Source organism: Bacillus sp. Au-Bac7 (assembly GCF_021341655.1).
Classification (GTDB): domain Bacteria; phylum Bacillota; class Bacilli; order Bacillales; family Cytobacillaceae; genus Niallia.
In genome coordinates, this window is the sequence record NZ_JAJTTG010000006.1 from 157678 (window position 1) to 170451 (window position 12774).

12 protein-coding genes are annotated in these 12774 nt (G+C 39.4%); 11 read left to right on the forward strand and 1 reads right to left on the reverse strand.

Going from position 1 to position 12774, the window contains the following annotated elements; all coding sequences use genetic code 11:
- Positions 1–20: 20 nt before the first annotated feature.
- Positions 21–1565, reverse strand: coding sequence for a glycosyltransferase family 2 protein (locus tag LXM54_RS18770; RefSeq protein ID WP_233316775.1), 1545 nt, complete (start codon positions 1563–1565; stop codon positions 21–23).
- Positions 1566–1928: 363 nt separating this feature from the next.
- On the opposite strand from LXM54_RS18770, the gene nagA reads away from it, so the two are divergent.
- The 11 genes from nagA (at position 1929) to LXM54_RS18825 (ending at position 12762) form a co-directional block, all read left to right on the forward strand.
- On the forward strand, positions 1929–3125 hold the full coding sequence (gene nagA / locus LXM54_RS18775) for an N-acetylglucosamine-6-phosphate deacetylase (RefSeq protein WP_233316812.1): 1197 nt from the start codon (positions 1929–1931) through the stop codon (positions 3123–3125).
- Complete coding sequence (nagB, locus tag LXM54_RS18780) at positions 3125–3877, forward strand: glucosamine-6-phosphate deaminase (RefSeq protein WP_233316776.1); 753 nt, start codon at positions 3125–3127, stop codon at positions 3875–3877. The genes nagA and nagB overlap by 1 nt, the downstream gene beginning before the upstream one ends.
- Positions 3874–4590: a GntR family transcriptional regulator gene (locus LXM54_RS18785; RefSeq protein WP_233316777.1), complete on the forward strand. Its 717-nt coding sequence runs from the start codon at positions 3874–3876 to the stop codon at positions 4588–4590. The genes nagB and LXM54_RS18785 overlap by 4 nt, the downstream gene beginning before the upstream one ends.
- A gap of 4 nt (positions 4591–4594) precedes the next feature.
- Positions 4595–5515: an N-acetylmuramic acid 6-phosphate etherase gene (gene murQ / locus LXM54_RS18790; protein WP_233316778.1), complete on the forward strand. Its 921-nt coding sequence runs from the start codon at positions 4595–4597 to the stop codon at positions 5513–5515.
- A 71-nt stretch (positions 5516–5586) separates the two neighbouring features.
- Positions 5587–7035: an N-acetylglucosamine-specific PTS transporter subunit IIBC gene (nagE, locus tag LXM54_RS18795; protein ID WP_233316779.1), complete on the forward strand. Its 1449-nt coding sequence runs from the start codon at positions 5587–5589 to the stop codon at positions 7033–7035.
- Positions 7036–7475: 440 nt separating this feature from the next.
- Positions 7476–7820: a DUF2294 domain-containing protein gene (locus LXM54_RS18800; protein WP_233316780.1), complete on the forward strand. Its 345-nt coding sequence runs from the start codon at positions 7476–7478 to the stop codon at positions 7818–7820.
- Positions 7821–8055: 235 nt separating this feature from the next.
- Complete coding sequence (locus LXM54_RS18805; RefSeq protein WP_233316781.1) at positions 8056–9099, forward strand: ABC transporter substrate-binding protein; 1044 nt, start codon at positions 8056–8058, stop codon at positions 9097–9099.
- An 18-nt stretch (positions 9100–9117) separates the two neighbouring features.
- Positions 9118–10053 (forward strand): nucleoside hydrolase, encoded by a 936-nt coding sequence (locus tag LXM54_RS18810; RefSeq protein WP_233316782.1) that lies wholly within the window; start codon positions 9118–9120, stop codon positions 10051–10053.
- A gap of 15 nt (positions 10054–10068) precedes the next feature.
- On the forward strand, positions 10069–10890 hold the full coding sequence (locus tag LXM54_RS18815; protein WP_233316783.1) for an ABC transporter permease: 822 nt from the start codon (positions 10069–10071) through the stop codon (positions 10888–10890).
- A 6-nt stretch (positions 10891–10896) separates the two neighbouring features.
- Complete coding sequence (locus LXM54_RS18820; RefSeq protein WP_233316784.1) at positions 10897–11685, forward strand: ABC transporter permease; 789 nt, start codon at positions 10897–10899, stop codon at positions 11683–11685.
- A 15-nt stretch (positions 11686–11700) separates the two neighbouring features.
- The gene (locus LXM54_RS18825; protein ID WP_233316785.1) at positions 11701–12762 is read left to right on the forward strand and encodes an ABC transporter ATP-binding protein; all 1062 of its coding nucleotides are present in this window, start codon (positions 11701–11703) and stop codon (positions 12760–12762) included.
- The last annotated feature ends 12 nt before the right edge of the window (positions 12763–12774 follow it).

Here is a 12774-nt window from a genome sequence, read left to right on the forward strand (position 1 = left end):
GGATGCATCCTGTTTTTTCTTTATTTAATTTTCAAAGCAAGATTTTGATTAACAGTACAATAGAAATGACAGTTTTTACTCTGCTGTTTCTTTAAGCTTTCTATAGATGCCGGGATATGCAATTGCACCTTTTGATAGTCATTGTAGCGTAAATAAAGATTGTACACTGATTTTGGAAGAGCGCTTAGCCACTCGAGCGGTATGGCTATTATTCCTTCACCATTTTCATCGACGGATGCAGGAAGGCTGAATTCTGATGCTGCGGACTGCCTGTCCCGTAAAAGAAGTTCTTGGATCGCTGCATCAACACCTGTTGCCTTCAAATGAAGGCTAATATGGTCCGTGTTAGGGGTGCAGTTGGCAAGCTCTGCATGAGCTGGAAGCTCGATATATTTATAGGGCTCTGCTAATGGTGACACCATAAAGACTTGATCATCTTTAAAATGAAAGTTCTTTATTTTTGTATTCGCATGCCAGCGGGTGAGTTCTTCCACTTCCTTATAGCAACCGTTTTTAAAAAGCTGATAGCATGCTTTGTTAATAGGCTTAAAGAAATGATCGCTAATGTCATAATCTAAACTCTTAGCTGTCCTTAATGTTTTTTTCATTGTCCATACATAGGCTTTCCTTTTCAAATAGTCATTTGCTTTATGCTTTACTGAAGATTTTTCACTTCGCAAAGTATGGTAACGGTTGATAAAGCCGGTAAAGCAGTCAAATTCATATAATCTGTTCAGTATCATCTTTTTTATAACAGGATCAAGTTCTTTGCCCTTAAAGTAGCGAATCACCTTTTGATTACATTTCATCTTATGTAGGACATTCGTTCTTGAAGTTAAGGAATCTTTATTTTCGTTTAGTCTGTTTAAATAGTAAATGACATCTTTTGTTGTTGAGATGGATTTACAGCATGCGAGCACATCCATAAAAAATTGCTTATCTTCGGCAAATTTCATGGCAGGAAACTTTAGGCCATTTTCTTTAATAATGCTCGTTTTCATCATTCTTGCTCGTGGTCCTAAGTGATGAAAGATATGGGGGATAGAAACTGGCGGAACATTCCTTCGCTCTGTGCTTGATTCATGCTCTCCCACGATTGCTGTACCGTCTGTCCGTATTTTCACAGTTTTACCCACGATATAATCATCATTTGTTTCTTTAAGCACATTATAAAGCTTTTCAAGCCCGGATAATTCAAACCAGTCATCTGCATCAAGGAATGAAATATAGGGAGCCTTAGCAAGCTTTATACCTAAGTTTCTTGGGTAGGCAGGTGTCCCTGTATTCTTCTTTAGGAATGCTAGCTTAATATTTGGATGTTTCTTGCTGTACTCAAGCAGAATGGAGCGGGTATTATCTGTTGAACCGTCATCCACGAGGATGTATTCAATTTTTTCTCCTAATGTTTGATTCAAAACAGAATCGATTGTTTTTTTTATAGTGGCATCATTGTTGTATACAGGTGTAACCACCGTTACAATGGGGGCTGCAGTCTGGTTGGGATGCTGGAAAAGCTCATAATCGCTGGCAGTTTTAGTTTTCGGCCGAAAAAAGAGTAGATTCATCTATCATCCAAACTTTCTTTAATGTATTTATTTGAAGCTATTAGTTAAACTAGTGCTATCACCATTATGAAATATTTAGTATAAAACTATACATTTTTCACGAAATTATGCTAGTTTTAGAAATAAAATCCAAGGGAAAGGGGAGAATAAAATAGAAGTATTGACAATATAAAGGGCAGTCATTTATAATCTGCTTGTAAGCGGTTTCGATTGATCGCTAAAAAAATAGGTCAGATAATCTAACAAAAACCAAGCATTATTTTTAATATTTGCTAGAATTGGTTTATATTGAATTAACTGGTCTAGACATCTAGTTATATAGTTGATAAATTATTTTCAGTTAGAAGGGATCATGTTATGACAATGAAGGAACAAGGTGAGCTTTTGCTTCTTAAAGACTTAACCATTTACACAGAAGAGGGAGTGCTCTCAGATGGTTATTTGCTTATGGAGAAAGGAAGGATTCATTCTTACGGAAAATTAGCGGAGCTTGAGAAGACAGAGAACGTGCAAACAATATCATTCCCTAAAGGAAGCAAGCTTATTCCAGGGATGATTGACATTCATATTCATGGGGCGAAAAATGCCGATGCGATGGATGGTTCACACGATGGACTAAAGACGATCGCCGAAATCCTGCCATATGAGGGAACAACAAGCTTTTTAGCGACAACGATGACACAAGGGCAGGAAGAAATTGAATCTGCGCTTACGTGTATTTCGGCATTTATAGAAACAGACAACAAACCAGGCCAGGCAGAAATTCTGGGCGTTCATTTAGAAGGACCATTTATTAATGAAAAGAGAGCAGGAGCACAGCCGCTCGATGCAATTAAAACGGCAGATATTGAGCTTTTCCAAAGATGGAATCAACTGGCTGGTAACCAGATTCGACTGGTTACATTAGCGCCTGAGAAGGAGAATGGGCTAAAGCTTGCAGCTTACTTAAAAGAGAATGGTATTGTCGCGTCAATGGGACACACAGATGCTGTTTATGAGGAAGTAGTTGAAGCCGTACAAGCAGGAATGAATCATGTTACACATCTATATAATGGCATGAGAGGTTTCCATCATAGAGACCCAGGCACAGCTGGAGCTGTCCTCCTTCATGAGGAGTTAACAGCAGAGATGATTGTAGATGGAGTTCATATCCATCCAGAAATCGTCAAACTGACCTATAAACAAAAGGGGAAGGATAAAATCATTCTGATAACAGACAGCATGAGAGCAAAATGGCTTGAAGATGGTGTTTCCTCACTAGGCGGTCAGAAAGTAATTGTAAAAGACGGCAAAGCGTTGCTCGAAAATGGGGCTCTTGCTGGAAGCACTTTAAAGATGAATGATGCACTCACCAATATGATGGCTTTTACAGGCTGTTCGTTAGAGGATGTCATCACAATGGGTGCTTATAATCCAGCTAAACAAATTGGCGTTTTAGATAGAAAAGGCAGTATTAAAACAGGCAAGGATGCAGATTTAGTCGTACTAGATGACAACAATAAAGTAATCTTAACCATTTGCAGAGGAATAATCGCAGCAAAATCCGGAGGTGCAGAATAATGAAATGGATCGAAGTAGATAACTATGAAAAAATGAGTGCGCAGGCAGCAGATGCCATCATCAGACTTGTGAAGGAAAAGCCTGATGCTATTCTTGGTTTGGCAACTGGCGGAACACCTGCTGGGACATATAAACGTCTTGCAGAAGACTTTAAGCAAAACAAAACATCCTATGAAAACATCAAAACTGTTAACTTAGACGAATATGTGGGCTTAGAGGCAAATAGTGAACAAAGCTATTCCTATTATATGGATAAGCATCTGTTTGATCATATTGACATTAAAAGAGAAAATGTTCATCTTCCAAAGGCGGAAACACCGCCATATGAACAAGATGCCGCAGAATATGAGGAGCTGATCGACAAATTAGGAGGAGTGGACTTACAAATTCTTGGTATTGGCGAAAATGGCCATATTGGCTTCAATGAGCCGGGCACATCATTTACCTCGAAGACAAGTGTTGTCGAATTGGATGAGTCAACAAGAGAGGCAAATGCAAGATACTTTGAAAATCGCGATGACGTACCGACACATGCGATTTCTATGGGGATCTCTACCATCATGAAAAGCAGAAAAATTATTTTGCTCGCTTCAGGCAGCAAAAAAGCGCCGATCTTATATAATCTTTTCCAAACAGAGGTGACAGAAGATATTCCTGCATCTATTCTGAAGCAGCATCCAGATGTAACAATAATTGCAGACAGTGAAGCTTTGGCAATTTTGAAGGATAAAGAAGGAAGTGTGTATCGTTGATTATTAAGGATTCCCATATTCCAATCTATTTTCAGCTGGAAACGGAAATAAAGGAGCTTGTAAAGGGCTTAAATCCTGGGGACCCAATTAGTTCTGAAAGAGAATTTGCAGAGAAATATGACATCAGCAGAATGACTGTCCGTCAAGCTATCAATAATCTTGTCAATGAAGGTATTTTAGTTAGAAAGAGAGGCAAAGGAACCTTCGTTGCAGCACAGAAGGTAGAGCAGCCTCTTTCCGGCTTGACGAGTTTTTCAGAGGATATGCGTTCAAGGGGGATGAAGCCGCAGACGAAAATCCTTTCTTTTCAACAAATCAGTTCTGACAAAAATATTGCTGCAAAGCTGAAAATAGAAGAAAACATGCCGGTATATGAAGTGAGCCGTCTAAGGCTAGCAGATGAAAGTCCAATGGCGCTGGAGGTTTCTTATTTACCGGCCCATATTATCACTGACCTGACCGAAAAAACCATTCACGCCTCCCTTTATGATTATATTGAAAAGGAGCTGCAGCTTACAATCAGCCATGCATCACAAACGCTGGAGTCATCCCTTGCTCAAGGAAATGAATGCAATTTATTAAAAATTGAGGAAGGCGATCCTGTGCTGCTTATTGAACGCTACAGCTATTTGGAAAATGGAGCGGCCTTTGAGTATGTTAAATCCATTTACAGAGGAGACCGCTATAAATTTGTCATCGATATGAAGAGGTGAAAATATGAGCGAATTAAGAGGAACAGAGCAGCGCAATCCACACAGTCTTCATTTAGATGAATGGTCAACACTAGAGATTGTTCAATTTATGAACAAGGAGGATGAAGGAGTTGCTCAGGCAGTCCGTGGAGCACTGGCAGAAATTAGCCTTGCCGTCGATGGGATTGCTGACAGATGGAAGCGCGGCGGCAGATGCTTTGTTGTTGGGGCAGGGACGAGTGGCAGACTGGCGGTAGTTGATGCAGTAGAGCTAGTTCCGACGTTTTCAATCGCGCAAAACAGATGGGTGCCTCTCCTTGCTGGCGGATATGAAGCAATGTGGAATTCCCTTGAAGAAACAGAGGATGATGATAACTGGATTATTGCTGCACTGAACAGCCACTCTCTTGCAAAGGACGATGTGGTGATAGGGGTAACAGCCAGCGGGTCAACACCTTTCGTTCTCGCTGCTGCAAAACTTGCAGCTCAAGTCGGTGCGATGACAATTGGAATCAGCAACAACGAACAAACTGTTTTATCCTCTATATGCGAAATCGGGATCGAGGCGCCAACAGGACCTGAAGTGATTAGGGGATCAACAAGGCTGAAGGCAGGCACAGCTCAAAAAATGATTTTGAATATGCTGTCAACAGCAACGATGACAAAGCTCGGCAAAGTATATCAAAATGAAATGGCAGACATGAAACTGATTAACAAAAAGCTTGTGGACAGAGCTGTGCAGATGCTGATTAACATAACAGATACAACAGAGGAAGAGGCGCGGGCTGCTCTTATGAGTGCAGACCTTAACTTGAAATCAGCAGCATTTTTGATTCTGACAGGTGCAGCAGCTGAGGAAGCAGCGGAATTCTTAACACAATCAGAGGGGCATTTAAAAAAAGCGATTCAGCTTTATTTCCAGGACGTAAAGGAGGGGAGGGCTTAAACGAACAAAGAAGATTAATCTAAGCTATTATATATAATTTTTTTACTTTGAAAAACTAAAGGGGTAATAGTATGAAAGCTTATTTGCAAAAACTTGGTCGAGCTTTAATGCTGCCTGTAGCTGTATTGCCAGCGGCAGCGATTTTAATGGGGATAGGTTATGCAATCGACCCTTCTGGATGGGGAGCAGACAGTCCAACAGCAGCTTTTCTAATAAAGGCTGGTTCTTCCATTCTTGACAATATTCCATATTTATTTGCAGTTGGGGTTGCATTAGGATTATCTAAGGATAAGGATGGATCTGCTGCGTTAAGCGGTTTAGTAGCATTTCTAGTTATTAAGACATTGTTATCCACAAATTCCGTTGCGATGCTTCAAGGAGTTAATCCAGAAGATGTGAATATTGCCTTTACAAAAATTGAAAATGCCTTTATTGGGATGCTTTCTGGTATAGTCGCATCGATTATGTATAATCGCTTCAGCAAAACACAGCTTCCAGCCGCATTTGCATTTTTCAGCGGCAAAAGGCTTGTTCCAATTCTAAGTGCTGTCAGTATGCTTGTAGTTGCTGTTATCTTATTATTCTTATGGCCGGCTATCTACAGCGGATTAGTATCATTTGGAACACAAATCAGTAAGCTAGGAGCAATCGGAGCAGGTTTATATGGTTTCTTCAACAGACTGCTTATCCCGACAGGTCTCCATCATGCGCTGAATGCCGTATTCTGGTTTGACTTAGCAGGTATTAATGATATCGGGAACTTCTGGGCTGGCAAAGGGGAAAAAGGTGTGACCGGTATGTATCAAGCAGGCTTCTTCCCTGTTATGATGTTCGGATTGCCAGCAGCTGCTTTGGCAATGTACCATACAGCTAAGACGAAAAGAAAGAAGCAAGTCGCATCCCTTATGCTTGCAGCAGGAATTGCGGCATTCGTAACAGGTGTAACAGAGCCAATTGAATTTGCCTTTATGTTTGCAGCACCTGGATTGTATTTAGTTCATGCCGTGCTTACTGGTTTCTCACTGGCAATCGCGTCCTTCTTCCATTGGACGGCCGGGTTCTCCTTCAGCGGTGGCTTAATTGATTTTATTTTAAGCTCACGGCTGCCTTTGGCAAACCAGCCGTATATGCTGATTGTTCAAGGGTTGGTTTTCGCCGTTATTTATTATACGCTGTTCCGCTTTTTAATCACGAAGTTTAACTTGACGACACCAGGACGTGAGGAAGAGACTGCTGAAGAAGCAGCGGTAACAACACAGACTGGTGATAACAAATTTGCTGCAATGGCTTCACAAATATACGAAGGTTTAGGCGGAGATGAAAATGTCGCTTCTGTCGATAACTGTGTAACAAGATTAAGAATTGAAGTGAAAGACATGAATGCAGTAAATCAGAATAAAATCAAAGCGACGGGAGTGCCGGGAATTAATATCGTCGGCCCAACTAGCATTCAAGTCATTGTCGGCACACAAGTGCAGTTTGTTGCAGATGAAATAGAGAAAATCAGACACGAAGACTAACAGCTGTCTCTTAAAATACGAACAAATCCCGATTAAAAGGTAATCGGGATTTGTTGTATGTTAATGGAGGCGTAACTCCTGTTATAAATAACCTTAAGAGTGATATTCACAAGAATTCTGCTCTTTTATTAAAAAAGTAATTTTCTAAATAATTTTATAATGATATGATATGTAACAAGATTAAAGAGATTTGGTTAAAGTGAAAACTGGTCAGATATTCTGACAAGTGTCTCGTTTTTTTACATGAAAAGAGGTAAACTAACGCGGAAGAGTGTTTTTTTTCTATTTAATAGGGAATGTTGTTTTTGGATATAGTTCGTATTTTGCTTGGATTTTATTACTTTAGAACTGTTTTTTTATAATTTTTTATTTAAAAAGCGCACATTTTGTTGTAAATAAATAAAAAGGTATGTATAATACAGGTATAAACAGTTTGGCAGGTGATTATCATAGATTCGAATGAAACGAAAAGATTACTTTCTCAAATCTATAATAAAGTATCAAAGGAATTGTTTGGTGCTGGTACCACATTGCTGAAAGTAACCATCGATCAAAACGTAATAACCTTGCAAGCCAAGCATCCGAGGGCTTCCCGATCAGCTGCACTGGAAGGGGAAGTGCCGAGCTTAAAGCTAGAGGTGGATTTCCATCTGTCTCTATTGTTTAAGAAAAAGTTCAGGCAGCAGCTTGAGGAACAAACAGGCTGGAATATTGAAGCTTTATTAAGAGATTACGATTCATTCACTCAATTTGCTTTTACAAATATCGTCTTAAATACTAAATAATGAGGATTTTTGCTTGGATTTATCTGAGTGAAACGCCAAAATATAAGACTAAGATAGTTTTCCCTTTGTTTATCAAAGAAAAGACAATCTTAAGTAGAAGAATGATTCTATTTAAGATTGTCTTTTTTTGTTTTGCTTCGCGCCTTTAAGGCGGGCAGGATAAAAAAAGGGAGTATTATACAGCATTTATTATAAAAAAATACCTAATAGAAATGAAAATGGAGGAGCATAAAAAATGAAAAAAATAGTTCAAGCATTTGCAGCATCATCTTTACTGTTATTGGCAGCTTGTGGTTCTAATGATTCAGGCAGCAACGAAGGAAAAGAGAAACTTGTTGTATCGACATGGGGCTTTAATGAAGACTTTTTCCGTGAAGAAATTTATAAGCCTTTTGAAGAGGAAAACAATGTAGAAATCGTTTTAGATACAGGCAATAATGCTGATCGTCTCAATAAAATCAAGCAAGGCAATTCAGATGTAGATGTTATTTTCTTATCAGACTACTATGCACAGCAAGGCATTCAAGATGGATTATTTGAGACGATTGACCGCGAGAATATTCCTAATGTTGACAAAATCTATGATGTAGCGAAAGCTCCGCTAGGGGAAGAATACGGACCAGCGTACACAATTGCTCAGTTTGGAATTGCTTATAACCCTGATGAGTCTCCAATTGAAATCACTTCTTGGAAGGATTTATGGAGTGCAGATTTAAAAGGGAAAATTACCATTCCAAGCATCACTTCTACAACAGGTCCGATGATGGTTGATTTAGCATCACAGGTGAGCGGTCAAGAAATATTTAACGAAGATGCAGCTTTCACATCCTTGAAAGAAATTATGCCAAGTGTTGTGAAGGAATACGGACAAACTTCTGAATATGTAAACATGTTTGCACAAGGCGAAATTGCAGCTGGACCAATTATGGAAATGTATTTTGCTGACTTGAAAGAAGCAGTTCCAAATGCAGAATTTGTAACACCGGCTGAAGGTGGTTATGCAGTAATGAACACAATGAATGTTATTAAAGGAACAGATCAAAAAGATCTTTCTGAAAAATTCATCAACTACATTCTCGGTCAAGAAGCTCAAGAGAAATCAGCAAAAAATAAAGTGGATTCTCCTGTAAATATTGATGTTGAGCTGACAGAAGAGGAAGCTGAGGGACTAACATATGGAGAAGACTTGATTAACAGTCTTCACACAATGGATATGAAATTCGTTAATGAGAACTTGAGCAAGTGGATAGACCGCTGGAACCGTGAGCTTATTCAATAAGAGTAGGAGGAACTTGGAATGCCTGAAAAGCTGATACTTGATGTGGATACAGGGATTGATGACGCGATTGGCATTTTGCTCGCCGTTAAAAGCAAAAACTTTGACCTGTTAGGTATAACGACAGTGAGCGGAAACGTCTCCTTGAATACCGCGACTATTAATACATGCAAAATACTTGATTTGCTTGGTAGTACAGAAATACCGGTTGTTAAGGGAGCAGAGTCTCCCTTGTTTAGAAAGCCGGTTTTTGAACATCGTATTCATGGAGAGGATGGCCTTGGCGGAGCGTTAAAGGATATCCCTGTAAGCAATGAGATAAGCGATGGCTTTGCACCAGACTTCATAATCAATTCAATTTTAAGTTTTTCTGGAGAGGTTACCTTAATCTGTACCGGTCCTCTTACCAACTTGGCATTGGCTGTGAAAAAATGTCCTCAAATTACGAAGCATGTCAAAAAGGTGATTTTCATGGGCGGTGTAGTAAGAGGTGTCGGCAATATTACCCCAACAGCTGAGTTCAATGCTTATGTTGATCCAGAGGCTGCAAAGATTGTCCTTCAGGCTGGCTTTCCGTCCATTGTACAGGTTGGCTTGGATGTAACTAGAAAGGCATTGCTTACTAGAGATCATATTCAACAGTTGAAAGATGAAAAGCTTGCGAGCTATATAGATGAAAGCACAAGCGATTATCAGCAAAAGTACTACTCCCGCTATAATGTGCATGCATGTGCCATGCACGACCCGTTAGCGGTCGGAATTGCCATTAACAGCAAGCTGGTGGTAACAGAGAAGCATTATGTGGATGTGGAAACAAAGAGTGAATTATGCGATGGTCAGTTTGTGTGTGATTTCCAAAACCGCTTGAACAAGGAGCCTAATTTAGAGGTATGTCTTGAAGTGGATACGGAAGCCTTTTTTGAAATGTTTATTGAAACTTTAAATTCTAAAAACTAAACAGGGAGTGATGAGATGAAGAAAAGATATCTATACCTGTTGCTTCTACCAGGATTGCTGTTTTTAACTGTCTTTATGGTTATCCCAATCTTGTCGATGATTGGTACAACCTTTCATGATAATGGAACAATTAGTGTAAAAGGATATATCGATTTTTTTAAGGATGATTATTTCATCAAGATTTTACTGACTACCTTGCGTGTCAGCTTGTTGACGACGCTTATCTGTATCTTGATTGGCTTTCCGGTCTCTTATTATATTTCTAAACTTCAAGCTCGGAAAAAGGCAGTTTTCCTGCTGTTAACTATTTTTCCGTTGTTGACAAGCCCTGTTGTCCGCTCATTTAGCTGGATGATTATTATCGGGAAAAACGGAGTTCTGAACAAGATTTTACTAGGAGCCGGGCTTATCGACCAGCCGCTTGAAATTTTGTATACACCAACAGCTATTATTATTGGTTTAGTGCATTTATTCCTGCCTTTAGTAATTGTTACACTTGTTGGAGTAATGGAGAATATCGAAATGGATTTACTGCAGGCAGCAGAGAGTCTTGGGGCATCAAAACTCGGAGTCTTCTTGAAGATTGTTGTGCCGCTTTGTGTGCCAGGGCTGGTAATCGGCAGCATTCTCGTGTTTGTCGGCAGCTTTACAGCTTATACGACGCCAGCATTGCTAGGCGGAAAACAAAGGGTTATTTCGACGTTTTTATATCAAAATGCGATTACATTAAATGATTGGAAGCTAGCATCCATTGTAGCAACAATCATGATTGTCGTGACCTTTATTATTATTTCCATTATGAATGGAGTAGCAAAAAAACTTAATCCGAAGGGGTAGAGGTGTATGCAGGAAAAGAATAGAGGGTTGGCCCTGTTTACCTTCCTCGTTTTTGTTTTTTTACTAGGGCCTTTGCTTATTATATCAATTACTTCATTTGAGGGCGGAAGCATCTTGAAGTTCCCTCCTGAAGAGTATTCGTTTAAATGGTATGAAAATATTTTTCAAGTAGAAATGTTCTTGAGCACATTCAAGACATCTATCCTTGTTTCCATTGCCGGAAATATTTTAGCATTATTACTTGGCGTGCCAGCTGCATATGCGTTAAGCAGATTTGACTTTGCGGGTAAGGGAATTATCAATGGGATTTTTGTTTCGCCAATTCTTATTCCGGGAATTGTGTTAGGTTTTTCCTTCTTACGTTATATTGTGGTTGCATATGAGCTGCCGATCTATACTTCCCTATTTATCGGTCATACTGTCATCATGCTGCCGTTTGTTATTCGTGTTATCTCGTCAAGCTTAACAAACTTTGATTTTTCGATAGAGGAAGCTGCACTTAGTTTAGGAGCAAGCAGAATTGGCACCTTTTTCTCGATAGTTGTCCCGAATATAAAATCAGGCATAATTGCAGCTGTAATGATTGCCTTCTTAGAGTCATTCAATAATGTTGATATCTCTGTTTACATGACAGGACCAGGTGTGAGCACATTCCCAATCCAGATGCTGTTGTATGTAGAGAACTACTTTGACCCTACTGTTGCAGCTATATCTGTACTGTTAATGATTATTACTGCATTGTTCATGTTTATAGTAGAACGATTAATGGGATTATCCTATTTTACAAAAAGATAGAAGGGATTGTTAAATGTGGCTTTGTTTACATTACAAGACATATCTGTAGCTTATAACAAAAAAGAAATTCTTAAGGATTTCAATCTTGAAATCGAAAAGGGGCAGCTTGTATCCCTGCTTGGACCAAGCGGCTGCGGCAAGACAACAACGCTTCGTCTAATTGCCGGTTTCCTGCAATCAAATAACGGGAAGTTCTTGTTTAAAGATAAAGATTATACAAAGGTTCCTGTTAACAAAAGAAACTTTGGGTTTGTGTTTCAAAACTATGCTTTGTTCCCCCATATGACTGTTGCTGATAATATTGCCTTCGGTCTTCGTTTGCGAAAGGTTCCGAAAGCAGAAGCTGTGAAGCGAGTAGAGCGCATGTTGGAAATCGTCAATCTAGAAGGATACGGTAAAAGATACCCTGCAGAGCTCTCAGGTGGACAAAGACAACGGGTCGCAATCGCAAGAGCACTTGTCATTGAACCGGATATTCTCCTTTTTGATGAACCATTAAGCAATCTCGATGCTAATTTGCGTGTCAATATGCGTGTTGAAATAAGAAGAATACAGCAAGAGCTTGGAATAACAACGGTATACGTTTCTCACGATCAAGAAGAATGCTTCTCTATTTCTGATCAAGTAGCCATTATGAATAAAGGCATCATCGAGCAATTGAGCGATCCTGCAACCATTTATAAATATCCTGCAACAAAATTTGTCGCTGATTTTATCGGCTTCAAAAACTTTATTGAGTTTGATAGAAGAGAAGATAAAGGGGATATAGTGGAGCTGTATAAGAATGGCAGTATGTTTACTGTTGAAAAACATTCCCATATGACGCCAGCTAAAAAGGTTGGAGCTGTCCGGCCAGATGACTTCCTGCTTGCAGAATGGAACGAAACACAAGTCCTTCCTTCTAATGGCATACCAGGAAAAATAAAGATTACAACATTCCTCGGCAGAAGCTATCAATATGTTGTCAGCACACCAATTGGTGAATTTACTGTTAATAAAGAGATGACAGCACCATTTAATGTCGGACAAGTTGTAGTCCTGATTATTCCAAAGGATCAGATGGTGCTTGTAGAGTAGGAGGGGTCAAAC

Bases quoted from the DNA above. Each gene is read 5' to 3' on its own strand.
- murQ (WP_233316778.1), top strand. From the start codon at position 4,595: ATGAGCGAATTAAGAGGAACAGAGCAGCGCAATCCACACAGTCTTCAT.
- LXM54_RS18770 (WP_233316775.1), bottom strand. From the start codon at position 1,565: ATGAATCTACTCTTTTTTCGGCCGAAAACTAAAACTGCCAGCGATTAT.
- nagE (WP_233316779.1), top strand. From the start codon at position 5,587: ATGAAAGCTTATTTGCAAAAACTTGGTCGAGCTTTAATGCTGCCTGTA.
- LXM54_RS18815 (WP_233316783.1), top strand. From the start codon at position 10,069: ATGAAGAAAAGATATCTATACCTGTTGCTTCTACCAGGATTGCTGTTT.
- LXM54_RS18820 (WP_233316784.1), top strand. From the start codon at position 10,897: ATGCAGGAAAAGAATAGAGGGTTGGCCCTGTTTACCTTCCTCGTTTTT.
- nagB (WP_233316776.1), top strand. From the start codon at position 3,125: ATGAAATGGATCGAAGTAGATAACTATGAAAAAATGAGTGCGCAGGCA.
- LXM54_RS18805 (WP_233316781.1), top strand. From the start codon at position 8,056: ATGAAAAAAATAGTTCAAGCATTTGCAGCATCATCTTTACTGTTATTG.
- nagA (WP_233316812.1), top strand. From the start codon at position 1,929: ATGAAGGAACAAGGTGAGCTTTTGCTTCTTAAAGACTTAACCATTTAC.
- LXM54_RS18810 (WP_233316782.1), top strand. From the start codon at position 9,118: ATGCCTGAAAAGCTGATACTTGATGTGGATACAGGGATTGATGACGCG.